The sequence below is a fragment of the Crossiella sp. SN42 genome (genome assembly GCF_023897065.1).
GTDB lineage: Bacteria > Actinomycetota > Actinomycetes > Mycobacteriales > Pseudonocardiaceae > Crossiella.
The window spans coordinates 198965-223906 of record NZ_JAMHIV010000004.1; the positions used below are offsets into that span (position 1 = coordinate 198965).

Annotated in this window: 16 protein-coding genes; 13 read left to right on the plus strand and 3 right to left on the minus strand. The window is 66.0% G+C overall.

What is annotated here, in order from left to right:
- Positions 1 to 195: 195 nt before the first annotated feature.
- Positions 196 to 1554, minus strand: a complete 1359-nt coding sequence (locus M8C13_RS07320; RefSeq protein WP_252479715.1) for a hypothetical protein — start codon at positions 1552 to 1554, stop codon at positions 196 to 198.
- Entirely contained in the window at positions 1551 to 2894 is a 1344-nt protein-coding gene (locus M8C13_RS07325) for an alpha-hydroxy-acid oxidizing protein (protein ID WP_252479716.1), read from the minus strand. Before M8C13_RS07325 ends, M8C13_RS07320 begins: the two co-directional genes overlap by 4 nt.
- Positions 2895 to 3457: 563 nt before the next feature.
- On the opposite strand from M8C13_RS07325, the gene M8C13_RS07330 reads away from it, so the two are divergent.
- From M8C13_RS07330 to M8C13_RS07340, 3 genes are all read left to right on the plus strand, one after another.
- The gene (locus M8C13_RS07330) at positions 3458 to 5977 is read left to right on the plus strand and encodes an AAA family ATPase (protein ID WP_374213036.1); all 2520 of its coding nucleotides are present in this window, start codon (positions 3458 to 3460) and stop codon (positions 5975 to 5977) included.
- Positions 5978 to 6015: 38 nt separating this feature from the next.
- Positions 6016 to 6852 carry a hypothetical protein gene (locus M8C13_RS07335; RefSeq protein ID WP_252479718.1) on the plus strand — a complete coding sequence of 279 codons (837 nt, stop codon included), beginning with the start codon at positions 6016 to 6018 and terminating at the stop codon, positions 6850 to 6852.
- Between the two features lie 130 nt (positions 6853 to 6982).
- Entirely contained in the window at positions 6983 to 7300 is a 318-nt protein-coding gene (locus M8C13_RS07340; protein WP_252479719.1) for a hypothetical protein, read from the plus strand.
- A 429-nt stretch (positions 7301 to 7729) separates the two neighbouring features.
- Here M8C13_RS07340 and M8C13_RS07345 read toward each other — a convergent pair whose 3' ends face one another.
- Complete coding sequence (locus tag M8C13_RS07345) at positions 7730 to 8842, minus strand: cytochrome P450 (RefSeq protein WP_252479720.1); 1113 nt, start codon at positions 8840 to 8842, stop codon at positions 7730 to 7732.
- 1270 nt (positions 8843 to 10112) lie between these two features.
- Between M8C13_RS07345 and M8C13_RS07350 the strand changes: the two genes are divergently transcribed.
- The 10 genes from M8C13_RS07350 (at position 10113) to M8C13_RS07395 (ending at position 24854) form a co-directional block, all read left to right on the plus strand.
- Complete coding sequence (locus M8C13_RS07350) at positions 10113 to 11306, plus strand: diguanylate cyclase (protein ID WP_252479721.1); 1194 nt, start codon at positions 10113 to 10115, stop codon at positions 11304 to 11306.
- A 1102-nt stretch (positions 11307 to 12408) separates the two neighbouring features.
- Positions 12409 to 13317: an inositol monophosphatase family protein gene (locus M8C13_RS07355; RefSeq protein ID WP_252479722.1), complete on the plus strand. Its 909-nt coding sequence runs from the start codon at positions 12409 to 12411 to the stop codon at positions 13315 to 13317.
- Between the two features lie 1384 nt (positions 13318 to 14701).
- Positions 14702 to 16645 carry a protease pro-enzyme activation domain-containing protein gene (locus tag M8C13_RS07360; RefSeq protein WP_252479723.1) on the plus strand — a complete coding sequence of 648 codons (1944 nt, stop codon included), beginning with the start codon at positions 14702 to 14704 and terminating at the stop codon, positions 16643 to 16645.
- A 323-nt stretch (positions 16646 to 16968) separates the two neighbouring features.
- Positions 16969 to 17760, plus strand: a complete 792-nt coding sequence (locus M8C13_RS45330) for a L,D-transpeptidase (protein WP_252479724.1) — start codon at positions 16969 to 16971, stop codon at positions 17758 to 17760.
- Positions 17761 to 18573: 813 nt separating this feature from the next.
- Complete coding sequence (locus M8C13_RS07370) at positions 18574 to 19968, plus strand: MFS transporter (RefSeq protein WP_252479781.1); 1395 nt, start codon at positions 18574 to 18576, stop codon at positions 19966 to 19968.
- Between the two features lie 206 nt (positions 19969 to 20174).
- Positions 20175 to 21128 carry a conjugal transfer protein gene (locus M8C13_RS07375; protein WP_252479725.1) on the plus strand — a complete coding sequence of 318 codons (954 nt, stop codon included), beginning with the start codon at positions 20175 to 20177 and terminating at the stop codon, positions 21126 to 21128.
- Positions 21125 to 21391, plus strand: a complete 267-nt coding sequence (locus M8C13_RS07380) for a TcpD family membrane protein (protein ID WP_252479726.1) — start codon at positions 21125 to 21127, stop codon at positions 21389 to 21391. The genes M8C13_RS07375 and M8C13_RS07380 overlap by 4 nt, the downstream gene beginning before the upstream one ends.
- Before the next feature lie 3 nt (positions 21392 to 21394).
- Positions 21395 to 21808, plus strand: coding sequence for a hypothetical protein (locus M8C13_RS07385; RefSeq protein WP_252479727.1), 414 nt, complete (start codon positions 21395 to 21397; stop codon positions 21806 to 21808).
- Between the two features lie 112 nt (positions 21809 to 21920).
- Complete coding sequence (locus M8C13_RS45335) at positions 21921 to 24338, plus strand: ATP-binding protein (protein ID WP_252479728.1); 2418 nt, start codon at positions 21921 to 21923, stop codon at positions 24336 to 24338.
- Positions 24339 to 24383: 45 nt separating this feature from the next.
- Entirely contained in the window at positions 24384 to 24854 is a 471-nt protein-coding gene (locus tag M8C13_RS07395) for a hypothetical protein (protein ID WP_252479729.1), read from the plus strand.
- Positions 24855 to 24942: the final 88 nt, after the last annotated feature.

The window sequence follows — 24942 nt, forward strand, 5'->3', positions numbered from 1 at the left end:
ACCGCCCAGCCTCGAAGGCGGGCCAGGTTCACGTCCGGCGCCAACGCCAAGAACGTCCCGTCAGCGGAAACGCACCCGAGGCCGACGGCGTGCTGCCAACGGCGGCCCGAGTTGACACGTCCCATGTGGACAGACAGCGCACGGTCGAGCGCGTCGGCAGCATGCCGCGCCGTCTGGCCGCCCAGCGCGAGGGGGCTACGGCAGGGTGGCGTGGGCGAGGTCGCGCACGCTCAGGTCGCCTTCTGGAGTGGTGACGGTCGGTGAGATCCAGGCGTGTGAGATCGCGCCGTTGCCGGACAGCAGGATGCGAGGCATGGGATAGACCCCAGCGAGGTGGCCGGTGTAGCCGGGCACGGAGGCGGCGAGATCTCGGGCGACCCCGAGAGTGCGGCGGTCGGCAGGGCTGTCCACGGCCAGCGTCACTGTCCTGCTGGTGGCCGGGCGGCCGAGTCCGGGCCGCAGCAGGCGTGAGACAGCTGAGTAGAGCGCGAGCTGGGCAGGGTCTGCGGGGCGGATGAGGGTGAGCATGCGGGCCCAGATGGGGTCGGTCTCCAGGAGTGCCAGTAGCCGTGGCAGATCGACGTGAGTCGGCGAGGTGTGCAGTTGCCGTCGAAGAGTGGGTTTCAGCGGACTGAGGCCGGCGGGCTCGTGGATCGGTACGTCGATTCGTCCTGCTCCTGCCAGCCCGCGTTGCACGTAGTACTTGAGCAGGCCCCGCAGTCGAGTGGAACGCGCTTCGTTCTCGGCCCACCAGTGGGCCAGTACCGCCTGGTTGGCTACTGGCGCCTGTGCGGCATGGTGAAGCAAGTGTAGATAGGGCTGGAGGTCGGGCACATCCAGCCAGATGACCACGAGCTGGCTCAGCGGCAGTGTGGAGACCAGGTCGGTGATCGCGGCCGCGAGCCGGACGATGAGCTCCCATTCATACAAGGTGAGGTGGTCGTCAACGGCGACGTGCGCGACCGGTGTGAAGCTGCCTGGGTCGGCGTGCAGGCCGGCGGCGCGGTGGCCATCGTGGGAACGCAGGCTCACGGCGGTCGGGCTGAGCAGGGAGGCGCCGGTGATCAGGTGCAGTTCGTCAACGTCGGCGATGGTCTCGGGGAGCGTCTCGGTGGCCTGGGCCGCCATGTGGTGCGTGCGTGTGCCGACTGTCAGAGGGTTGTAGGCGATGCCTTCGCTCGCGGTGCTGTGACAGAGGGCGGTGCCTTGCAGGGCTGTGTTTTCCAGCTCCAGCAGTTGGACTAGGCGTGTGAGTCGATGTTCGTTGAGGCGCAGCATCTGGCTGGCGCGGGCCTGGCGCTGTGTGTCGAGGGCGCTGTTGTGTTTGTGCGGCCCACACGCTCGGGTGGTGTAGACCAGCGGGAGGTCGGGGATCGGTTCGATGGTGTCCGACGGTTCGAGCGGATACCACCGGAGTGAGTTCGTGGCCTGGATGGTGGGTCGTGGTGTGATGATGCCGAGTCGTGGTGCGGCTGCCCCGTTGTCCCGTGGTGAGAGTGGATGGTGATCGCGCACGTCGACGGGTTTGTTGTTGTTTCCCTTGGGGACGGTCATGTTTCACCTCGCGGTTGCCTCGACTGGATGAGCCCGGGATTGTCGCGAGTGGCCGTTGGCCACGGAGTCGTCAGCAGGCTGGGTGATCGTGGCCGGGAGTGCAGGCGACTGGGGTGGAGTTGAGAGGGAGAGCAGACACCGGCCAGGGCCATGGTGTGGTCGTAGTCGGCGAGCAGGTTGGCCAGCACATGGTGGACTCCGTCGTAGCCGTCCAGGGCCACGCCGAGGGCGTAGGGCAGGCCGACGAGCACGGCCTTGGCGCCCAGGGCCAGGGCGATGAACATGTCCAGGCCGCTACGAATGCCGCCGTCGAGTAGCACTGGCACGTCGCGTGCTGCGTGCACCACGGCAGGGAGGGCTTCCAGTGTGGACAGTGTGCCGTCGAGCTGACGGCCGCCGTGATTGGACACGATGACGCAGTCGGCTCCGCAGTCCAACGCGTTGCGTGTGTCGCGTGCGGTGAGAATCCCCTTCACCGCAAGGCGTCCCGGCCACCGTCGCCGGAGCAGCGTCAGGTCGTGCCAGGTTCGGGAGCTGTCGGTGGACAATCGGGCGAAGGCTCTGCCTACCGAGGCTGGGTCATCGGGATCCTCCACGAGGGCCTGGAAGTGGGGGTCACTGCGGTAGGCAGCCGCACCGCATCCTCGATCGAAGGGCCAGGCCGCGGCGTCCAAGGTGCGGGGGCGCCAGCCGGGAAGCGCGGTGTCGACGTTGACGACCAGGACCTCGAATCCCGCCTTCTCGGCGCGAGTGAGCAAGCTGGTGTTGAGCTGATCGCTGGCGCTGAAGAGCAGTTCGAACCAACGCCGGTCCCGGCCTTGGGGAACCAGTTGCTGGATGTCCTCGGGGGTGACCGAGGCCGCGGGACTGAGGATCCAGGGCAGGCCGAGGTCGGCTGCAGCCTCTGCGATGTGGACATCAGCACTCGGGTGCGCCATGTCCAGCCCACCGATGGGGGCCAACATCAGCGGAGCGGCCATGGGCGTGCCCAGCACGGTGATCTGGTGGTCACGGATGTCGGCTCCAGCCAGGACATCGGGAATGATGGCGTGGTCGTGGAAAGCGCGACGATTGGCCGCGGCCGTCCGTCCAGCCCCTGCGGTGCCGCACAGGTAGGCCAGCACGTTCCTGCCACGTTCGTCCTGAGACAGGGTGGCTTCCACCAGGGCCTGGAACTCATCCAGGCCGGTTGGCCAGAACGGCACTTTGCCGCGCCGTCCGCCCTCCATGAGGTGGGTGTGCTGAGCGCGCAGGGGGTTGCGCTGATCATCGCCGGCCCAGCTGCCGCGACGATCGGTTGGGTCCCATGAGCGATGCGGGCCATTCTGTTCGCTTGCCATTCAACACTCCGTTCGCTTTTGCAAACATCGTAGCGGTTACGCAAGCCCCTTCGGCAACCGTGGACGAGCCAGGCGGATCTGCAGAGCCGGGCCTGCATGGAGTCGTCGGCGTCACCCCTGCCGCTGACCGCACCGCGTGGAGCACGCAGCGGCCACGGCGGCTGCACGATCCAAGGGGTGTTGCACCTGTTCCTGACACAGTGCTCGAAGCACAAGCAGGGGCGACCACGGGAACGGCGGATGCAGGACCGCAGGCGGCGCAGGGGGTAAGCCTCGGGGCGGGCGGGGTGTTGTCAGGCAGCCGTGGCTCACCCGTTTGGACGGCGTCGGTAATCGGTTTCCTTGATATAACCGCCGCTCTTCTCCCTTGCAGGTTCAACTCACTCTGATTGCGATGTCAAGGCGTATTGGGTGTCGTTGCGGGTACAACTGCTGCGGATGTGGCTTATGCTCAGGCCGCGCTGTCTGGGGAGCACAGCGGTCGAGCGGTCAGGGGAACCGATGCAGACGACACTGATGACGGCCCGGTTGGGTTGCGGAGTAGACCGCCTGCGGGTGTCTTAATGAGGGTTACGGCACTACACCCGGCTGAACCGAACAAGTTTGTCGGTCGACGAGAGTTGTTGGCCGCGATCGCTCAGGATTGGCTGGACGGCCGCCGAGTGGTTTCCCTCGTTGGCGTCTCAGGCGTAGGAAAGACCCGGCTTGCCGTAGCGGCGGCTCGGCACGCGGTCAAGGCTGATGATCATGCGCGCGAAACCGGCCGGACGCTGCTGTTCCCGGACGGCGTGTGGTTGGTGAGGTTGGTGGAAGCACGCGATCTCGAAACGCTGGTCGCTGCGGTAGCGCGAGCGCTCAGTCTCGCCGACCTAGGTCCGAGCCAGCACCAGAGACTCTTGGAGCTTCTCCAGGAGTCGCAGCTTCTGTTGGTGCTGGACAACTGCGAGCACGTGCGGGCCGAAGTAGCCGAACTGCTCAACGACCTGCTGCGGCAAGCGCCCGGCGTACGGGTACTGGCCACCAGCGTCAGGTGGCTGGGGATCGCCGGCGACACTCCCCGTGTGGTGAGACCGCTGTCTGTGCCTACGGTCGACGACACCTCGGGGGAACTGAGCGAGGCCATGCAGCTGCTGTGGGACCGGGCGTGCGCTGAGGGTTACGACCTGGCCAGCGCCTCTCCTGCTGAGCGTGCGGCTGCAGCCGAGGTCTGTCGCTTGCTGAGCGGCGTTCCCCTGGCCATCGAACTCAGTTCGCTGTATCTGGCTGATGCGACGGTCCAGGAGACCCTGAGCTTCCTGCGGAGAGAGCTGACCGCACGGAGATTCAGCGTCCTCACAGCCGATGACCGACAGGATCTGCCCGATCGCCAGAAGGACATGGAGCATGTTCTGGCCCTGCACTACGACAGCTGCTCGGCACCGGAGCAGAAGCTCTGGGAGCGTATGTCGGTGTGGAGCGACGGCTGCGAGCGTAATGACGCGGCCGCAGTGTGTTCCGACCTGGATGATGATGGGCAGCCGACCGGGCACATCGATGGCGAGCCGGTGCGCTGGCTGCTCAATAGATTGGTCAGGAAGTCGGTGCTGCTTGCTGATCGCAACAGCAAGCGGGGCCAGGTCCGCTACCGCCAGCTGGAGATCCTTCGCCTGTACGGGCATAGCATGTTGGAGCGGCGTGGCGAGGTTCTTGAGCTGCGTCGTCGTCACGCCCACCACTTTCACGCCCTCGCTAGGACCGCAGCGTTGGGATGGCCCAGCGGTGGCGAACTCGGGTACTTGACCGGCGCGCGGGCTAACGTCGACAACTACTACTCCGCGTTGTCCTTCTGCGCCACCACCCCGGGCGAAGAGATCACCGGCGTAGAGATCTGCCTGTTCCTGGCAGAGCTGCGATTCCCCTGGTACGGCGGGGAACTGCGGGCCATGTGGCGACGAGTGCAGATAGCTTCTGCTGCGCTGGAGCGAGCCGGCGTTGCCGGTGTCGACCGCGTACGCGTGCTGGAGCTGCTGCACTCCGCCGCGGCGGCGGAGGGCTGGATGGCGCTGTGCATGGGGGAGCAGGACCTCGCGCGGGCGTGCCTCGATCGCTGCATTCGACTGGCCGAGACGCAGCCAGCACTAGCGAAACTGCCGGACCGAGCGTTCCTGGAAGGGGCGTTCGCGTTCCTGGTCACCGGCGATCAACGGCGAGCGGTCTCGCAGCTGAAGCTGGCCCGCCGCGGACACGCCCAACACCCTGAACGGCGTGGCAGTTGGCACAACGCACTGTTGATCTTGGCGATCACCTGCGCCTTCGGTGACGATGTCCAGCTAGCGCGCACCGTGATCCACCATTGCCTGGAGGAAGCCAAGCATTTGCGGGCCCCGTGGGCGATCAGCTGGGCCGAGTGGGCTCTTGCCGTCTCGCTGTTGCGCCACGACGGGTCTGACAGTGCCTTACAGCAAGCAGACCAGATCGTCGATCGCATCTTGCCGGACCAGCACGAGATGGAGGACCAGTGGGGATACGGCTGGTCCTGGTCGGCGAAAGTGTGGATCAGCGCCAGGCGGAAGCAGTACCACCAGGCGGCCTTTTTCGCCGGCTGGGCTCGTCAGATGCAGCACAGGCTCGGAGTGGTGCTGCGCGGTATCGAGCCCTACAGCGCGGAGACGGTGCGCGCGGAGAACGATGCGAGGAAGCACCTGGGCGGTCGGCGCTTCGAGGCATTGAACGACCGCGGTGCGCGAAGTTCAGATGAGGAAAGCTTGCGGTTGCTGCGCTTCCCTAACGCTGCCGAGTTCTCCGAGGTCGCCGCGAGTACGGTGCTGACGCCCGCCGAAGAGCAGGTCGCTGCGATGGTTGCCCTGGGGTATGGGAACAAGCGGATCGCCGAGGAGCGCCACACGTCGCTGCGCACGGTTGAGACCCAGATCAGTAGCGCGATCAGCAAACTTGCGATCAAGGAAGACAATCCCCGCCGTCACCGAGATGCGTTGATCGCCTGGGCCAAGGAAAACCTTGAGGTGAGGATTGCCGAGATCAGCCACGCCGAGCAGGGCCGCAATCGAGCCGGATTCGCAGGCGATCCCACGGCGAACTCGTAGTAGTCGCCGAACCGGTAGGGGCGGGGCAGAATCGAGATGTGCGCACTGCCTCGCGGTGGGAGATCGCCTGCAGTCACGCCGACGCCTGGCTGGATCTGCTGGCCCCGGCTACACCCGAGGCCGCACTGGGGGCGCTGACCACCTCGCCGCTGTGCAACGCCGCCGTGCTGGCCGCCCGCACGGCCATGGACCTGACCGTCGGGGCACACCAGCAGGCTCAGCACCGCGACGAACTGCGCGACGTACTCGCTCTGTGTGCCTACCTCGCACCGCGCGGTCCTGACCGGCCGAGCTTGACGCAGCTGGCCTACCAGGTCGCCACCCCAGCCGAATACACCGGTCGCACAGCGGCCGGGCGCCTGCAAGGTCGGCTCACCGAGGCTGGCCACCGCCCGCGTGCCGGGCCGGACCCGGTGGACCGGCTGTGGTGGCTCCGCTCCTCGGGAGGCATTCTCCAAGCATGGAAGCAGAAGATCGCGGCCACCGGTGGCGGTGACGACTTGCCGATCCTGCGCGGGCTCGGTGAGGCGGCCTCTTTCACCGCCTACGTGCTGGACCGAACGTTGCTGGCCGAGTACGGCGGCCGGCGGCCGGGCAGCGCGGTCACCATCGCCACTCCGCCACCCGAGGCGGTCATCCCCGCAGGCACCCAAGCCGAGATCCATCAGGTGCACTGGGCCGTCGATGACGAGGCCGCCGACCTGGCCTCTGCCCCACCTGCCCACTACACGGTGCTGCTCGAGCTGGACGAGGTGGCCGCGATCTCCGCCCCTGCGCCCTACCGATTCGTGCTGCTCCCGTCCGAGGTGCTCGCTGACAGCGCGCACACGCAGGCACAGCGTGCCGCGGGGCACCTGCTGGAGGGCGACTGCTGAGCAGCGCTCCGGCAGGTGCCCCTGCCACCGGCGCGAGCTGCAGCTAGAGCTGTTCGAAACGACGAAGTTTGCCGGATCCTGCTGGAGGCGTTAGGACTACCACCTGTGTGACAGCAACGGAGGAGGCGAAGTGAGTACCGAAAGTGCGATCGTCAATTACGAAGCCAAGCGCAGGTTGCAGAATAGGTTCCAGGACCACTTAACCCAGCTGGCACGTCAGCGTCAGGCTCGGGCGGAGCTCGTTCAAACTCCGTATGGACTCGAGTGCGCATGGGCCGGATTCGAGCGCAGCAAGATGCTCGATCTAATCAACGACGAACGACGTCGGCTCGGCAAGAACATGATCAACCAGGACGACGTGGACCGCGAGGAGCGGCAGGCTTGCGGGCATGTCGACTACCTCTTCAAATTCAGCCTCTACTGTGCAGAGTTGGTTCTCCAGGGGTGAAAATCGACAAGGTCGAGCCGGACTCGTCTAGCTGATCATGGCCGCTGTGTGCCCCGACCGACCAGTACGACGCGCACGCGCTCGCCCAGCGTGCCGACGGCTTCGGCATCAGCCCGTCTGATGTTGCTGGAGCACGAAGGCGGGTGGCGCTCGTCGACCCTGCCCGAGCGAGCATGAGCGGGTGGAGATCAGCTTCCCGCGGCCGCGGCGGCGAGCATGGACTTGAGGTTGCCGAGCCCCACCGCGATAGGGGCACTCTGGTGCGGGCTCACCGCCGGGCTCTGCGAGCAGGCTGGTGACCGAACCCAGATGGGGTCGTGGCCGCCTCCCTCGGCCAGCCAGGTCACCGAGATTCGGTCCTTGGCCGGGCACCAGCCCGCCGCCCAGGTTGCGGTGGCGACACGTACACCACTCCGTCATCGCCGACCACTAATCAGCATTTAGCACTACCGGAATCTCCCTATACCCATGCATGATCGCACTATGTTGACGTTGCAGCAGCGACTGCGGACATCCTAGGCGAAGCTTCGGGAACCTGGCCGACAGCTCTTCCAACGCAATTGAAGTCTCCAACCGAGCCAGGCCCGCTCCGAGACAGTAGTGCGGACCGGAACCGAACGCTAGGTGCGATTGCCCAGATGGACTGTCGAGATTGAGCCGATCCGCCGCCGTATGCATCTGTTCATCACGATTGGCAGATAACAGATGGATCAGAACCAGCTCACCCGCCGGAATGGTAACATCACTGTATACGACCGACTCCGCAGTATACCTATGCGTAGCCATACGAACTGCTCCGTCATATCGAGCGACTTCCTCTACCACACGTTCGACAAACGAGGGATCGGACGCGAGCCTTTGCCAGGACCGCGGATCCCCCTGAAGTGCAACCACAGCATTGCCGATGAGGTTGGCGGTTGTCTCATGCCCGGCAACAAAAAGCAGAAATAGACTATCGACAAGTTCGCGGTCGGTGAGGTGATCCAGATCGCCGCGCCCTGTCGCAAGATCACTCAAAAGGTCGTTTCCAGGATTCGACCTTTTGCGCCGGATCAGTTCGACAAAGTATTCCTCCATTTCTTCCGAGGCCGCCACATTGATCTCTTGCCTATCTTCCATCAGCGCATTGGTCCACGAGCGGAAACTGGTGAAGTCACTCGAGTCGATGCCAAGAAGTTCACAGATTACGGTAACCGGCAGCCGGAAGGAGAACGACGAGACCAGGTCAACCGAGTCTACAGATGCCATCTGATCAAGCAGGTAGTGACAGTGGCGTCGTATTCGCGGAGCCAGAGCGCGCATCTGCCGCGCACTGAATACTCGCGACACAAAACTGCGCATGCGCCGATGCTGCGCATCCTCAGCGAACAGCATATGTTCGCCGAACATTCTGCTCAAATTGGTTGATTCGCCCGCCTCGGCTAACTGTGGCTGTAAGATAGCTGTCAGCCTTTGGTGATCCTTGCGGAGCCTGCGATCGTGCAGGGCAGTGTGCGCATCGTGGGCTCGGCTGATGATCCATGCCTTGGTACCGTTGATCAATGTCGCCGGATAGACCGGTGCAGAATGGCGGAGTTGCTCTGCGACCTGGTGGGCCTGTTGGTAGTAGTCGGGCGAGAAGAGCGGCGGGTGGATGGTTGCCGAGTGTGACGTTCGGTGATCATCTTCGTAGGGACAGCTTCCGCTGCCTCGCACGGGGGTCTCTGGCTCTGTTCGTGGATGCCTTCCGGGGTTGTCGGAACGACGGTCAGGGTGCTGCATTGCATGTCCTCCCCTAGGCTCAGCTCCGCGTGCGTGTTCGGGAGCCCGCGAAGCGACATGCTCAGCATCACCGTGCGCAACCAGAAATGCATCCGTGTAAGTAGTCGGGACTCGCGTCCGTAGTCCGTAAGCCGCCGTACGTGCAGCGTACGTACATCACGTTCTGCAGTGGCGGCATCAGCTGCGATGTCCGCGAGGTAAGTCACCACCGGGCCTCGGTGCGTGTGAAGTTGCGCCAACCAGTTGCAACACGCTTTATCTCGGCGGATGAGCTGACTGTGAACCAGCGGCGGCGTCTACGTGCAGACTTCGCGGCTGGCGCCGGTGCGTAGCCGAAGATTCGTCACCCCAGTGGCCGCTGTTCGGTAACCGGCAGTAGCCCTATGGGCCGAATGGGTCATAGTGAATGAGCGGTGACGCTTGGGGAGCTGGATCGCCTACTGTCCGATTGTGAACGCAGGGGAAGTGCGGACGCGGCGAAGAGTTCGTCGCCAGTGCGAGCAATAGCGCGAGCCCGACTGTTGACTCCCATGATCATGTGCGGCAGTGCTCTGCGGTGTCACCAGCATGTGGCACCGCAGAGCGGTCCCGACGATAAGCAGCTATGGGATGGGCTGCAGGCTCGGCCCATACGTCGCGTCGTAGGTGACTAAGGAGCTATTGACGCCGAGTCACCCGTCGCAGGTCATGGTGAGCTGCCGGGCAGGTGAGAACGCGTGGGGATGCCCTCCTCGTGCGCTACATAGGGGTGGATTATCACCGCCGTACGGTCGAGTTCCTGCGCTGACCGCCGCGGTGATAGCGACACAGAAACAGGGGTTGTATGTCTTTCACCATTCGCGACCGGTCATCAGCTACACCTTTCGATCAGGCCACTACCGAGGACGGGGCATCACCCAGGCCTGGTGATGGCAGAGGGGCGCAAGCACCGTCCAGTGTCGGGCATCGGGCTCGTCCTGGGTATGCGCTGGCGCACACAGCTGACCGGTCGAAGAGCGAGCTGGCTGCATTGGCCCGTCGGCGGCCGTGGGCAGTTGCCTACATCTTGAGTGTGGACCTCACCGCTGTCGCGCTGGTGGCGCTCATGTGGGCGACCGGATCAGGCTTGAGCGGTGACGCGCTGGTAGGTCTGGTGTTGGCGATGTGCGCGGTGGCGCACGCGCGGCTGGGCCGCATCGCGGAGGAGCGACGGCGCGCGACACATCTGGATCGACACGTCGACCTGGTCGAGATCTGGTGGGTGGCAGCAGCGATGCTCGTCCCGGAGTGGGCAGTGCTGGTCGTGCTCGTGGTTCGACTGCAGCGCTACCACATAGCTCGACGATCGCTGTACAAGTTCTTGTTCAGTACCGCGTCGATCTTGATTGCCGCGACAGGTGTTGGCTTTCTCGCGCGGTTCGGGGGAGTTCCCCACTATGCGAATGGCGACCGCCCTGTCGACTGGATGTTGACTTTGACGATGGTGGGCTGCGCCGCGCTGGCGATATTTGCACAGCAGCTGATCGTCGCCGGTGTCGTCGCTCTGACTCAGGATGCGCCCCGTCGGGCGGAGTTGTGGGGCAGCAGTCAGGAGAACGCTGCCGAAGCCACCGCGGTGCTGCTGAGTCTGTTCGTGGTGGGGCTGGGACCCCACTTGCCGGAGCTCTGGCTTGGGGTATTCGTGATCGGTACCAGGCTCGGCCAGCACCGAGCTCTGCAGGCTGAGGCTGACACGGATCTTCTGACGGGGCTGGCCAACCGGCGGGCCTGGCTCGAGCGGGCCGGCCGCGCCCACGGGCGAGCACACGGGCGATCTGCCCTGCTCATGCTCGACTTGGATCACTTCAAGCAGGTCAACGACACCTACGGCCACGTCGTCGGAGATGACGTTCTGCGCGCCGTTGCCAGCGAATTGGCCGCGTGCATGCGCGCGGGCGATGTGCTGGGCCGCTGGGGTGGTGAGGAGTTCATCGTGCTGCTGCCAGCCTCGGATGCCCGCGACGCGATGGCCGTCGCCGAGCGTATCCGCGCGGCTGTGGAGACCCTGACAGTGCCGACGACCCAGCGCCGCGGAGGCGCCATTCTTCTCATTGACGGCTTGTCGCTGTCGGCCGGGGTCGCCGTAGCGATCGACTGCGAACGTGTTCCGGTGCTACAGGAGCTGGCTGATCAAGCGCTGTATCGCGCGAAAGCGGCCGGAAGGAACCGCGTGGTCCTGGCCGACTCGGCCGAGACTGCTGCGACCAGGCGGGTGACCGACCATTGACCGGGCAGTCGAGCGTGTCCGTGGTGTGGACCGGGCGCCCGTCGCCCTCGGGGGGTAGAACGTGCGGACGCCCGGCCGAGTCTGCGTCGTCTCCTGGAGCGGCTGCGTTACTCAACGCTCGTCAGGGGTTGCTGATGTCCAGTCAGAAGAGCCTTGCGGAGCGGGGATAGCGGAGCCCTGGGGCGGCGTGGGCGCCCCCCTGCGGACGCCCACGCCGATTCCCCGTCCCATGACTACAAGGCCTGTCCCAAAGGCCACGGGTACCCCGTCTACCCGCCGACGACGCCATCCAACGCGTCGTCCTCACCGTTGTTGAAGGAGCACGATCGCCGTGCTCCGACAACGGATGTAGCCATGCCCCGAACGGGGCAACACCAGATCTACTTGACTACCTAACGTCATAGCAACACCGGACACCCAATCGGCCGTATGTACCAACCAGATAGACAGCGCGCAGATGCGGAACGTAGTTGCTACCGCTGGTACATACGTATGCTCCCGTACGTGGATTGCACTGATATTGATCTCCATCCGGGGTTCCTCCCAGATCAACCCGGATTTGCGAGCCTCCGCACGGCACCAACCATGGAGACGCCAGCTTCCGCTTGCGATCACAGTGCGTGTGCGTTTGCTTTCAGAAACGATAGGGACTATAGTCCATAAGGGTGAATCGACGTTCGATCCCGCTGGAGCAGTGGCGGTCACGTTGGGTGACATGCAAAGGTCGGTTCAACACGAGGTTTCCACAAGCAACGGGGGGCAACTTGCGATCATCAGTGTCACGCCGCAAGCACACGAAGCTGCTGCCGAAGGCGCCATCTCCGCAGTAGCCCCTAGAGCGGAAGATCGCCGTCCTCCCGTATCGCTGACGGTGCATCTTCTCCAGACGCCGGTTCCGTGACTGTGGCGGCACGGAGCCGGCCCCCGCGGCCGGCCTTCCTCCCCCATGGGTCGGCCGCGGGGTCTCCCCCAGTGCTGGTTTCACGTCGCCGTTGGCTCGAGCCAGCACCGTTGCGCCAGCCTCAGCACTTCCCAGGTCTGAGGCTGCCGCACCCCATTCACTGCAGTTCCCTGCACTGCACCACATTTGGGAGCTGTACCGATGACAGTGCTCGGTGAAGAGCGCGATCTCGATGTGATCGAACTGCGGCGCGTCTGCGAAGTGGTGGCCAGAGACAGCGGCGCGCTCGCGTCAGCGGCGCGAGCCCGTGCCAGCGGCTACTCCCCCGGCCCTTTGACCACGGTGGAAACGAAGTCGTCACCGTCGGATCTGGTGACCCAGATCGATCGCGATGTCGACGACTTCGTCCGTGAGCTCCTAGGGCGCGAGCGACCTGGCGAGAAGGTGCGCAGCGAAGAGCGCGGCGGAGCCTACTCGGAGTGGGGTATCACCTGGGTTGTCGACCCGATCGACGGCACGGTGAACTTCGTGCGAGGGCTGCCCTTCTGGGCAGTGTCGATCGCTGCGGTCTACCGCGGGATCACCGTCGCCGCATGCGTGCACGCCCCAGCATTGGGGTGGACTTTCATCGCTGCTGAAGGACACGGCGCGTACTGGAGGGACGGCACCAGCCTGCTCAGCCCACTGGTGCTGGACGACAAGGGCACCTTCGATCTCGCTGCCGGACTCGTCGCTACGGGCCTGTCGTACAACGCCGTGCAGAAGGCAAAGCAAGGCCGGCTGCTGCCGGTGTTGATCGAACACAGCGGTGACATCCGTCGTTGCGGCTCAGCCGCACTAGACCTGTGCATGGTCGCTGCCGGCGTTGTGGACGCGTATTTCGAGCACGGGCTCAGTGACCACGACTGGCGTGGAGGCGGCCTCATCGCCCAGGAGGCGGGCGCACTCGTCCGGCTACCGGCGGAGGAGTCCTGCGTGATCGACGACGGCTTGGGGACGGACTGCGTCTTTGCCTCAGCTCCTCATGTCGAGGCGGACCTGGAGCGGCTGCTGCGCGCCGGCGGCGCCGCTGAGCTCTCGCTTGCCGACCCCGCACCCGTTCATCCCTGACCCGGTGTGGCCTCGATGTGGCCACCGCCCACTGTCCTGAAGGGACGCTCATGTTTCTCACCAGTTCCGTGGCCCTCGGTGGAGGGGCTGCGGATGAACCAGACCGGGAGACGTGCGGGACACGTGCCGTGCGCATCCACGACAACCTCCCGTGGTGGGTACACCGCAGCATCTCCGGTCACCTGCAGGCTCCACGGCGCCCTGCCTCGGTGGCGCGGATGCGCTGTGCCCACATCCCGTGGCGCGCCATCTATGAGCGGGACCCGTCGCTGTTCTGGCTGGATCCGTTGTCCACACCTGACATGGCCTCGCTGTGGGCTGCGATCCATGTGGCGGAAGCCGCTGCTGTCTCGCTGGTCCTGGACGTCGAGCTTGCTCAACCTTCTCCGGGCACGTGCCCGCGGTTGCACGTTGTCGGCATCGGTACGACTGAGGTAGTGACCGAGCCGTTGTGGTACGCCTTGGCCCCGCTGCTGCAGCGCGCGACCGCGTTTGTCACCAGCGCGGCGGAACCTGTCGCGCTGCCCCCGGGGCTGCCAGCATGCGCAGGTTGGTTCTCATCGGCGGAACCCGGCACCTGGTGGTGCTACGTGCAGCTGGACAGACCTAAGTCCAGTCCTCCGCGTCGGACCTTGCGAGATTCGCGATGGTAACGCGCGGAGAAGCGAAGCAAGAAACGGCGGCCAACCGTGGCCGCAGGGCGGAAGCGATTGCTGCCGGCCTGGGCTGTTCGTTGTTGCTCTTCAGCATAGGGCTCTCGGTAAACCAGGCTGGGTCGTCGGTCTTCAAGGCACGCTCGTCAGGGGAGAACTCTGCTCAGACCGTGCGCACAACAGGTGTGGCCAGCGTTGTGCCGGATTCCGGAGGTTGCCTACGCCTGAGAGGCGATGGCGGCCGCTCCTGGCTCCTGTTGGGTACGGCCGCGCCGGCGATCAGCGATGCCGTTATCGGTTCGCGAGCCGGACAGGCTCGGATACGTGTCACAGGGCATGTCACCGCGGCAAGCAGGTCGTGGCCGGCCAGGTGCGGGTCTGGTCCGGCCCTTGCGTGTGACCGGGTGGAGATTATGCGCGAATAGACCGTTGCTGCGGCCCCAAACCGGGCTATCGCCTAACGCGGCGATAGCCCCATTCGCCGCGCCCATTATCATTCCGAGCGACCAGAAATGAATGGCGCTCAAGCTTGACGGGCACCATTCGCTGATGCACAGTGACCTTGTCGGTTATGAGCCGATGTCGTGTGTAGAGACAGAGTTCAGCCCGCTCGCCCGCTTCCCCGGCGGGCGCAGAAGGCGTAAGACGCGCTGGAGTTGAATTCGCAGCCGGGGGCCTTGTTCATCTCAGGGCCCCCGGTAACCCCAATCGTTCTATTCAAAGGTGCGCGCATGCGATTCGCGTTATCACGATGGACCGTAGTGGCCGCCGCAGCCGGTGTTCTCGCCGGATCCGCTGCCGGTGCTCCTGCGGCCGCCGCCGAACCCGATCGACTCGAGGTCACCGGCGTCCGCCCCGCTTGGGCAACCCCGCAGGCACGCAGTGGCGACCTCCGACCTGAGCAACAACTCTCCATCGCGCTGACCCTGCCGCTGCGAGACCCTGGTGCGGCACAGGCTTTGGCAAGGTCGGTATCCGAGCCAGGCCCCTCCTACCGACGGTTCCTCGACTCCGCGGAGTTCCGGAACCGATTCGGGCCCACAGCCGATCTCCTCGAGCAGGTCCAGACGTGGGCGCGCGCGGCCGGCCTGCAGGTCACCGCGACGACGACGGCCGGTCGGATGGTGACAGCTCGCGGCAGTGCGTCGGTGATCCAGCGAGCCTTCCAGACCACTCTGGGACGGTTTCGGCTCCCGGCGGGGACCGCGGGCAATGATGCAGAGGTCTTGGTGCATGCGCCGAGCAGCCCGGTGACGCTGCCTCGGAGCTTGCGGGCCATGGGTGTCAGCGTGCTCGGTTTGGACAGCGCGAGTTCGCTGCACCGGCCGATGTGGGCTCGCTCCACGGTCACCAAGCGCCCGGAAAGCAGCGTCGAACAAGCAGGGAGCTCGACCTACTGCGCCCCGTACTGGAGGGCGGAGAACAACACCTCGGTGCCCCAGCGCTACCCCGGGCGGCAGTCAAACCACAACTGTGGCTACGGCTACGCCCAATCCAGAGCGATCCACCAGCTGAACAACTCGCACACCGGTAAGGGCGCCAGCGTCGGGATCGTCGGCGCCTACAACCTGTCCACGATCCTCGCAGACGTCAACCGCAACGCCGCATCGGCAGGCGCGCCGCGGTTGAAGGCCGAGCAGTACATCGATCGGTCCCAGCGGGAGATCCACGACCCTTCGTGCACCAACCGCGACTCGTGGCTGGGCGAGCAGGCCCTGGACGTGACCGCGGTGCGTAACAGCGCGCCCGAATCGAAGATCTACTACTACGGTGCGGCGAACTGCACCGGCCTGTACGAGAGCCTGGCGCGCGCGGTGTCGGACAACGAAGCCGACGTTCTCTCACTGTCGTGGGGCACTACCTACGAGGCCGTTTCGGAAGCCACTCGCACTGAGCTGACGCAACTGGCGGTGCAGGCAGCCATCCAGGGGCAGTCGATCGTGGTCAGCAGCGGAGACAGCGGTGACAACAGCACGGCGAATCCGGCGCGCGTGGCCAGCCCGAGCTTTCCCGCGATCAATCCCTGGGTCAGCTCGGTCGGTGGCACGACGGTCGCGCTGCGCCGCGACAACGGCGTGGAGTTCGCCACCGGCTGGCAGAACACCGGCTACACCCAGGCCGGCGGCACCTGGCGCCCGCTTCAGGGCCGTGACGGTGCCTTCGCCGGAGGCGGGGGTGGTGGAATCTCGGCGCTCTACGAGCAGCCCGAGTGGCAGCGAGAGGTGGTTCCGCAGGAGATCGCTGGCGGCCGCCGGGTGATGCCGGATATCGCTTCGGCAGGCGATGCCAACACCGGCGTGCTGGTCGGATACACGACCGCCCAAGGCTATGCCGAAGGGCCGTACGGCGGCACGTCATGGTCAGCGCCGACGGTGGCGGCGCTGGTGGCTGATGCCAAGCAGCAGAGCGGAACGCGGACCGGCTTCCTGAATCCAGCCTTGTACGGCATGGCGGGCACCGATGCCTTCCTGGATGTGCGGCCGGTACAAGCCGGAGTCTGGCAGGACTACCTGCCGCGCTACCCCGGCAGCTCGACTCCGACCGAGCGCGGCAGCTACCTCAGCGTCAAGGACGAGAAGCCGCAGAGCTTGCAGAGCGCACCGGGCTGGGATGCGGTCACCGGACTGGGCATGCCCGCCGGCGCGAAGTTCCTCGACAGGCTCAGCGCACGTTGACTTCGGGCCCAGACCTGTAATCCCACATCCACCCGTTGGGCCCGGGGGCGGGAGGCGGGGCAGATCAGCCTCGCCTCCCGCAGCTGTGGACAGCACAGCACACCGATCGTGGGGCGCACCACTGAGGAGGATGCCCGTTGGCACCTGAGACCCAAGGCAGGAACCGTGATCGTGCCGCCGAGACAACCACGCTCGTTGAGGATCTCGTTGACGTGGCCGCAGGCCGTGAGGACCAAGCCGGAACTCCCGGGGCACAGGAACGAGCGCGTCGGGCGCGCCGCAGTGCCGGGCTGGGACTTCTGGCGGTTGCGTGCACGGTGTCCGTGGCGGTCTACGCCGTGGCGACCAGTGCGCACGTCGATCATCCTGCGGCTCTGCGAGGGCAGCTGCGCGTGGCGGAGCCGGAACGTACTCACCTCTCGACCACTCCTGCCTTCCCCGTCGATGCGGCGATCATGGAGGGGCTGCCCGAAGCGACGACCTGGGCGACCACGCCGCAGGCGCCCGTGGACACTGCCCCCACGACCGTCCCAGATGGACTCCTGGTGACGCCGAAACGGCTGGTTCCGATTTTCGATTCGGTGGGAGGCAACCCGATCGCCAAGATCGGCCCGCGGCAACTGGACGGCCCCACCGCGGTGCCAGTGCTGGAGACGGCACCTGGCTGGCTGAGGATCGCGCTGCCGTCGCGACCCCACGGTGCCACCGGCTGGATCACCGACTGGGAGGAGGACCTGGAGGTCAGCCAGACCGACCGGCGCATCATGGTGGATCTCCACCGGCGCGAGCTGAGCCTGTACCAGGCACAGCAGGTCGTTGGACGCTGGAAGGTGGGCATCGGCAAGGACAGTGCTCCAACACCTGTCGGACGCACCTTCGTTCTGGCCCAGGTTGCCCCAGCGAACATCAAGTACAGCCCGTTCATCGTGGTGCTGGGAACTCATTCTCTGACTCACGAGAAGTTCGGTGCCGGGCCAGGAACCGTTGGTGTGCACGGGTGGCCTCGCCAGGACGGGATCGGCACCGCCACAAGTGATGGCTGCATCCGCATCGGCCCAGAAGGCCTGCGCGCACTCGGTGACGTTCCTATCGGGACGCCCGTGTTGATCAGCTGAGCTTCTCAGTACGACGAAGGACAACGCCAACCCACACAACAGTCTCTGGTAGCAGAGACCGGGAAGCTTAAAGGGGAACCATGTCTACTCAACCGGGTGTGCGTGTCGCAGGCGTGAGTGTCGCTGTCCTGGCCGCGGTTATGGCGACAAGTCCAGTGGCCCAGGCCGATGCAGGCTCCAGCGCGTACGCACTGGCAGCCTCCGGGACGAGCACGATCCCGCCGACGGGAACCGCGGCATCGGTCCAATCCAAGGATGGAGCGATCCGCGCCAGCAACCTCCGGGCGAGCGCCAGCCCAGGTCGAGCATCAGCAAGCGTCGGTTCGGTCAGCCTCGGCAAGACCGTCATCGGTTCGGCGGTGTCGGCAACATGTACCCAGGGGCAAGGCACCGTCACGTCCGCGAGTGGCCACAAGGCGCCCAACACGATCCAGAAGATCGGCGCGGTCACCGTCACCTACAACGTCCAGACGCGTACCCCGGACGGTCGACTGTCCATTGTGGGCGCACGGGCCTCCATGCCAGGCCAGACCGTGACGATGGCAGTAGTCACCTGTGGGACCGCGGACACTCCCCCGCCGTCCTCGCCACCGCCGTCCTCAGTGCCTCAGCCGAGCACCAAGCCAGCCCCCGGGAAACCAGCACCCAGCACGAAGGCCGCGGAACGGAAGCCCGCCACCACGCTGCCGAAAAAGCCGGCCGCCAGGCCGCACACCATCCGTATCCCGAGGTTCGACGTGACCGGATAACTACACGGCGGCGACCAACACAGTCCACTGTGGTCGGTCGCCGCCGGAAAGGCTTTACGTTGTGATGCAACAGGAATCCGTCCTGGCGACCGATCGGGACGACCAGCAGGGCCGGGTCCAGGCCGGTGTGCTCGTGTCGCTGTGCCTAGGTGTAGTGCCGCAGGCGCTGGCCTCATCGGCGCTGGCGGTGGCTATGCCCTCGATTCAGGATGAGTTCCAAGCAGGACCGCACCTTGCCTGGGTGATCTCCTCGACGTACCTGGCAACCGGGGTCGGCGCGATCATCACCGGGCGGTTGAGCGATCTGTTTGGTGCCCGCCGAGTGCTGCTGTGTGGCCTTGGCGTGGCCTCGGTCGCCACTGTGGCGGCCATGCTCGCTCCCACCCTCGCCACCTTGATCGCTGCCAGAGCCGTCGCGGGCCTGGGAACCAGTGCGCCGTTGCCCGCCGCGCTGGCGCTGCTGCGGCGCGCCCGACCACAACAGGACCACGCGGCCAGCTCCGGGCTCGGTGTGATCGCCGCGTCGATGCAGGTCACCATCGCCCTCGGACCGCCCCTCGGAGGCCTGCTCGTCGAGCTCGGAGGGTGGCGATCGATTCTCGCGGTGACGCTTCCGCTGATGGCGGCCGCGGCGGGGTGCGTGTACACCTTCGTGCCCGCAGATGCCGTGGCCGCGCGGTCCGCCGGCTGGTGGAGGACGCTCGACGTGCCGGGCATGATCGTCATGGCGTGCACCACCACTGTGATCATGGTGTTCCTGCTGCAACTCAACAACGGTCTGGCGTGGGACGTCGCGGCCGGGTTGGCTCTTCAGCTCGTGATTTTGGTCTGGTGGTCGCGCAGAGCCGAACAACCCTTCGTCCGCCTCAACCTGGCTGCGGATCCCACACTCAGCCGGACATTTCTGTGCAATGCGGGGTTCTATCTTTCCTACTACGCGATCTTCTACGGCTTCCCGCTCTATCTCATCGGCAAAGGCCTTTCGCCCACGATGGCAGGTCTGATCATGCTTCCGATCGCCGCGTCCACCGCGGTGACCTCCGTTGTGGCCGCCCGCGGGGCGCGGCGTCGCGGCCCCGGGCATGTTCTGCTGGTCGGCTCGGTCGCACTGCTGCTCAGCGGCTTGGCGATCGTGGCCGTGATCTCGCGGCACCCCATCGATCTGCAGGCCTTTCTCGCGCTCGGCGCGCTCATCGGCGTACCGGCGGGATGCCTGGCGATCGGCTATCAGGCGCGCACGGTGGCTGCGGCTCCCGCTGCTGACGTGGGTGCCGCCGCTGGACTTCTCCGCTCCGCGCAGTACGTCGGAGCCGTTGCAGCCTCGGCAGTTCTCCCTCTGCTGAGCCTCGATGCTGGCGGTGACGCATCCGGGCTCGGCTGGACTGTGGCCGGCGTGGGCGCTGCCCTGGTGGCGATGCGCCCATGCCGGCCACAGGGCCAGGGGGGTGGGAGCTCATGAACAGCCGCCGATGGGCCGCACGACAGCGCGGGACGCCGCCGGGAGTCCCTGGTGCACGCGATGGCACTCCGGTGCAACGGGCTCAGGCTCATCAGGTTGCGGGGTCCCGTCCTCCGGGCCAGAGCGGGGCACCACGGCAGGGATGGTCGGACAGCGACGCCCAGACTCCGCCAGCAGGGAGCTCGGCGCCACCGGCATGGTCCATCGTGACTGGACGGCGTCGGCTCGGCCTCTGGCTGCACATCCGTCGTCTGCTGGTCGGCCTGGTGGCCGTGGTCGTCGCTGCGGCGGGTGTCTTCAGCATCGCGTCCTCGGTAGCGGTGTGGCTTCATGAACCGCCATTGCCTGCCAAGCCAGCACAGCTGGCGAACTCCGTCGAGGCATTCGCCGAGGCATTCGCGGTCGACTATCTCTCCTGGGACGCCGCAAGCCGCCCACACCGGGAGGCCGCACTGGCCCGCTACGCCGCGGCCGGCGCCAAGATCGACGGCTGGGACGGTGCGGGCCGACAGTGGGCGGACAGCCCCAACTCGGTGGCCACCACGCGAGATGGCCACCGCGCCATCGTGCTGACCCGAGTCCGGGTCATCCCCGCCGTCCCCTCGGAGCGAGAAGCGACGCACCCAGGCCAGACGACAGGGTCAGCACCACCTGGTGCCGCCGCAGCGCCGGGGCCGCCGGCGCACGGCTGGATCGCCGCCCCAGCGCGATGGATGTCCCTCGGTGTGGTGGTCGGCATCGACGGGGAGCGGATGTCGGTGTCGACCCCGCCTGTCCCGCTGGGCTCGCCGCCCACGACCGTGCCCCCGCCCACCATGGACAACGCCGGCGGGGGTGAGGACGCTGAGTTCGCTGCGGCGAGCCGTGAGACCGTCACCAGACACATCCAGGCCTACGCAGCTGGCGATCTGGACTACGTCCGTGCCACCGGCACTCGTTTCCGAGGGCTCGATCGCACGGTGACGCCTGAGCAAGTCGGACAGTGGCGCGCGAGCAAGCATGGAGAACCCGCCGGCCGAGTGGGCGTAGCCACCATCACGTGGCAAATCACCGGTGGCATAGGGAAGATCACCGGTCACTATCGCATCGAACTGCGCTTGCACGGTGACCGTTGGTATCTCGCTGATATTGGCGCAGAGAGCGGGGTGACTACCGCATGATCAGCATCATCTTCGCCGCTGACCTCGCCCTGCAACTCAAACCGACCTCTGGCGTGGAACTGCGGAACATTCTTCTAGGAGTCATGGCAAGTCTCATCGCGATCCTGATGGCGTACAGGGCTATGGCCGCATACGCAGCTGGCCACTATGGCCAGATGGTGACCAGCGTGCTGGCTGGCGCGCTCGCGGCGGGCTTCGTGGTCTTTCCCGACCAAGCAATGACTGTGGTGAAGGGTTTGTGGACCGCGGTGTTTGGTGGATGAGCGATGCCGCTGACACTTCCCACCGACACCGAGCACGCGAACTACGCGACTCGGCAGTACGAGCTTTTCAACAAGCCGATCGCTAAGGGGATCGATCGCACCAAGATGACCATCTTCGCCGTCAGCGCGGGGATCTGGTTCCCCCTCGTGGCGTTGCTGGGTGTTAGCCCGTTCTGGCGGCTGGGGCCCTCGATCTACCTGATCCCGGTGGCTGCCTTCGTCATCCTCGGTACACGCACGGACAACTCGGGACGGATGGCGATGGTCGAGTGGTACGACCGCATCCGCTACCGCTTGCCGGGACGGCGCAGGATCGTCACCGATCCGCTCGTGTCCGCGGATGCGCATAGCCGGGTCGCGATCGAGCTTGTCCTGGCAGCAGAGATCGCACACACCTTGCCAGGACAACAGGAGTGAATCGCCAACGTGAGGAGGGCATGTGAGACGGTGGTTTCGTCGACAGCGACAGACCTGGCGCCGGGTCGCTGACCGACCGGCCGCGCCGCGCCTCATCGTCGACGGTGCCGAGGTGACCGACCAGGCGATCTGGGCGTGGGTACAGATTCCGACGTTGTCGACGTACCTGCTCGAGGACGAACAGCTCGCCCAGACGACCATGGCGCACGCCTCAGCACTGGCAGCGCTGCTGCCCGAGCGGGCCGAATGGCATCTGAAGATCATCTGGGATCGGCATCGCGGGACGGAGTACCTGGCGAGCTGGGAGGGCGTGGACAGTGTGCGAGCGCCGAGGGCCGATGCCTACCTGGCGCTGGGTGCTCACCGCATCGACCGCAACGCCGAGGTCGGATACTTCCGCCGTCGTGTGGTCTTGCTGGGGGTGCGCTGGCCCGAAACCAGGCCCACAGGTCAGCACGGTCTCCCGCGCGATCTCAACCCGGAGCCGGACCCACGGCACGCATTGCAGCGCGCCCACAAGCGGCTGGCCGAGGTGGAGCAGGCGATCGGACGGTGGCACAGACAGATGGAAGCCAGTGTCCTGCACGCACACCCCGCCTCCGCCTCTCGCATTGCCTGGTCTTACGCGCGGGAGTTGCGGCGCGATATCGGCCTGACTCTCCCGGAGCAGCAGCTCCTGTCCGGAGGCGCGCTGGTGTCCATCGCCGAGGGCAGAATGGATCCCACACGCTCGGAGGACTACGTGGTCGTGACGGACCGGGCGACCGGTGAGTCCCGCTATGTGAGCGTGTTGTGCAGTGCTACCAACGGCTTTCCGGTGGCCGAGCTGAGTCTTCCCGGTGGCGAGTGGCTGGGGATGATCCTCAACGACGTGCCGGATGTGGATGTGTCCGTGCGCGGTGTCCACTATGGACCTTCGGGGTCGGTCGAGTTGCTCGGTCAGGCACGGGATGTAGTGCGCAGCCAACGTCGTGAAGCCGCCGCTGTTGGCGAGGATCCTCTTGAGGCGGCGGAGGCGGAGGCGGCCTTGGTCGCTCGACGGCAGGAGGCTCAACGGCGGCTGGACGTGCAGATCACCTGTCATCCCCGGTGGGTGGTCTCGGCGGAGTCACCAGCGGAGTTGGAAGAGCGCGTGTCCCAGCTGACCAAGACCTACGTAGGCACGGTCGAGCTGCATCGGCCCCGGGCGATTCAGGACCTGTTGTGGATGGAACTGCTGCCGGGCGATCAGTCGCGTGTTCCCGAGTTCGCTCAGGAACAACCCATGCGCACGCTGGTGGGCGGCTGGCCGCACGGAGGGTCCACCGTCGGTGACGCGACCGGTCCCTATCTCGGGGAGAATCTCGGGGCGTCTCCCGGTCCGGTGCAGGCACATCTGGTCTCCCGGCAAGGAGAGCACCGTACTCAACCCACGACGATCGCGGTGACCGGTCGTTCCGGCGAGGGCAAGAGCACGCTGGTCATGATGCTGCTTCTCGGTGCGCTGACTGAAGGGGCGTGGGCGCTGTTGGTCGATCCCAAGGGGGATCTGAGCGGGATCGTCGCGGTCGCACGTGACGTGCTCGGTGTTGACGTCCAGGTCATGCGGGTGATGGATCCGCGGTGCTCGGGAATGATGGATCCCATGCGCACGGCCCGCAGTGCCGATGAAGCGAGGCGCTTCACCCTGGATGCCCTGCTTGGCGCCCTCTCACCTGGTGACCGGGCACGGGGAGAGAACGTCCTGGAGAACGCCGTCGATGCGGTTCTCCAGCGGCCGCCGGAAACCTGGTCCTCGCCGGCGGTAATCGGCGAGTTGATAGCCGCCTCAGGCGGGGACCTTGCTGCCCGCACCGCGCACGAGCTCGGAGAGACTCTTCGGCTGCGTGCCCGGCAGCCATCGATGCGCGCTGTGCTCGGTCCGGCTGCGCCCGACTCCGTCGCGCTGATGACCGGCCGTGGTCTGGTCTATCTGGACCTGTCCGGTCTGGACTTGCCTCGTCACTCCCCCGACCCCGAGCGATGGTCGGTGCCGGAGCGGTGTGCGATGGCGACCTTCCATGTGGCGCTGGCCTACGCCAGCGTGCAAGGACAACGAATCCGGGAGCTGAAGAAGGTTGTGGCCATCGCCGAGCTGCACCTCATCACCTCCTACCCCGCAGGGGAAGCGCTGGTGAGCTGGGTGGCCCGCACAGGCCGGGCGAACCAGTTGTACCTGCTTCTCGACACCCACGTCGCAGCGGATCTGCTGCGAGTTCAGGGTTTGGCCGAGCAGATCGTGATGGCCTTCAGCTTCGCAGCCTCAGGGCAATCGGAGCAGGACGCTCAGGCTGAGCTGTTGCGGCGCGCGGAATCTGGGCCGCGAATCCGAGCCGCGTTGTCGTCTCTGGCAACCGGGGAGTGCATCATCCGTGACCGGAGGGGCAACCTCGCGCCGCTGTATGTGGATCGGCTCTCACTGCCGATCGCGCGGGCACTGTCCACCACAGCCGGAGACGACCGCCCGGATCTCATCGACGATCCGCCTGGGGCTATGGCGAACGAGGGCTAGCCGCCACAATCTGCCCTCGATTGTCCTCGGCAGTAAGGAGCAACGATGTCCAACCGAGTGTGGAAGCTCGTCCTCGCCGCGGTGGCGGCGGCGGTTGTCGTGGTGATCAGCCTCGTGATCAGCAGTGGTCCCGATCGAACAGACCCGCAGGCAGTGACGACGACGTTCATCAAGGGCGTGGCCGTAGAGGATCCGGAGATCTGTGAACTGGCGGTGCAGGAGGCCCTGCGTACGGCCGAGAAGCGTGGCATCTGCCCGCCCGGAGAGCGTCGAGGTGGCGACTTCACGGCCGGACCCGTGGTCACCGTCCTCCAGGCCGTGCCGTGCCCTGCTCACGCCGGCCTGGACGTGGAGGTCACCCCGCCGCTGCAGTCCGGCAAGCCGTTCGTGCACGTGCGTTTAGTGCGGGTGGATGACCAGTGGCGGGTGCGGTCCCTGCTGCACATGAGCGACCGCAACGCCATCCAGCCGTACCAGTGCGCCTCGGCCTGGCCCCCGACCTCCGCGGGCCGGTGACATGGGACGAGCGTCAACGGCCTATCCCCGAAAAGTCCACAGGCCCAGCAAGCCTGTCTCGCTTCGCGATGCCCTTGCGCTGCGCGTC

Excerpts from the sequence above, each read along its gene's own strand:
- M8C13_RS07380 (WP_252479726.1), top strand. The coding sequence starts at position 21,125 with ATGATCAGCATCATCTTCGCCGCTGACCTCGCCCTGCAACTCAAACCG.
- M8C13_RS07325 (WP_252479716.1), bottom strand. The coding sequence starts at position 2,894 with ATGGCAAGCGAACAGAATGGCCCGCATCGCTCATGGGACCCAACCGAT.
- M8C13_RS07360 (WP_252479723.1), top strand. The coding sequence starts at position 14,702 with ATGCGATTCGCGTTATCACGATGGACCGTAGTGGCCGCCGCAGCCGGT.
- M8C13_RS07370 (WP_252479781.1), top strand. The coding sequence starts at position 18,574 with ATGCAACAGGAATCCGTCCTGGCGACCGATCGGGACGACCAGCAGGGC.
- M8C13_RS07330 (WP_374213036.1), top strand. The coding sequence starts at position 3,458 with ATGAGGGTTACGGCACTACACCCGGCTGAACCGAACAAGTTTGTCGGT.
- M8C13_RS07355 (WP_252479722.1), top strand. The coding sequence starts at position 12,409 with ATGACAGTGCTCGGTGAAGAGCGCGATCTCGATGTGATCGAACTGCGG.
- M8C13_RS07385 (WP_252479727.1), top strand. The coding sequence starts at position 21,395 with ATGCCGCTGACACTTCCCACCGACACCGAGCACGCGAACTACGCGACT.
- M8C13_RS07395 (WP_252479729.1), top strand. The coding sequence starts at position 24,384 with ATGTCCAACCGAGTGTGGAAGCTCGTCCTCGCCGCGGTGGCGGCGGCG.
- M8C13_RS07320 (WP_252479715.1), bottom strand. The coding sequence starts at position 1,554 with ATGACCGTCCCCAAGGGAAACAACAACAAACCCGTCGACGTGCGCGAT.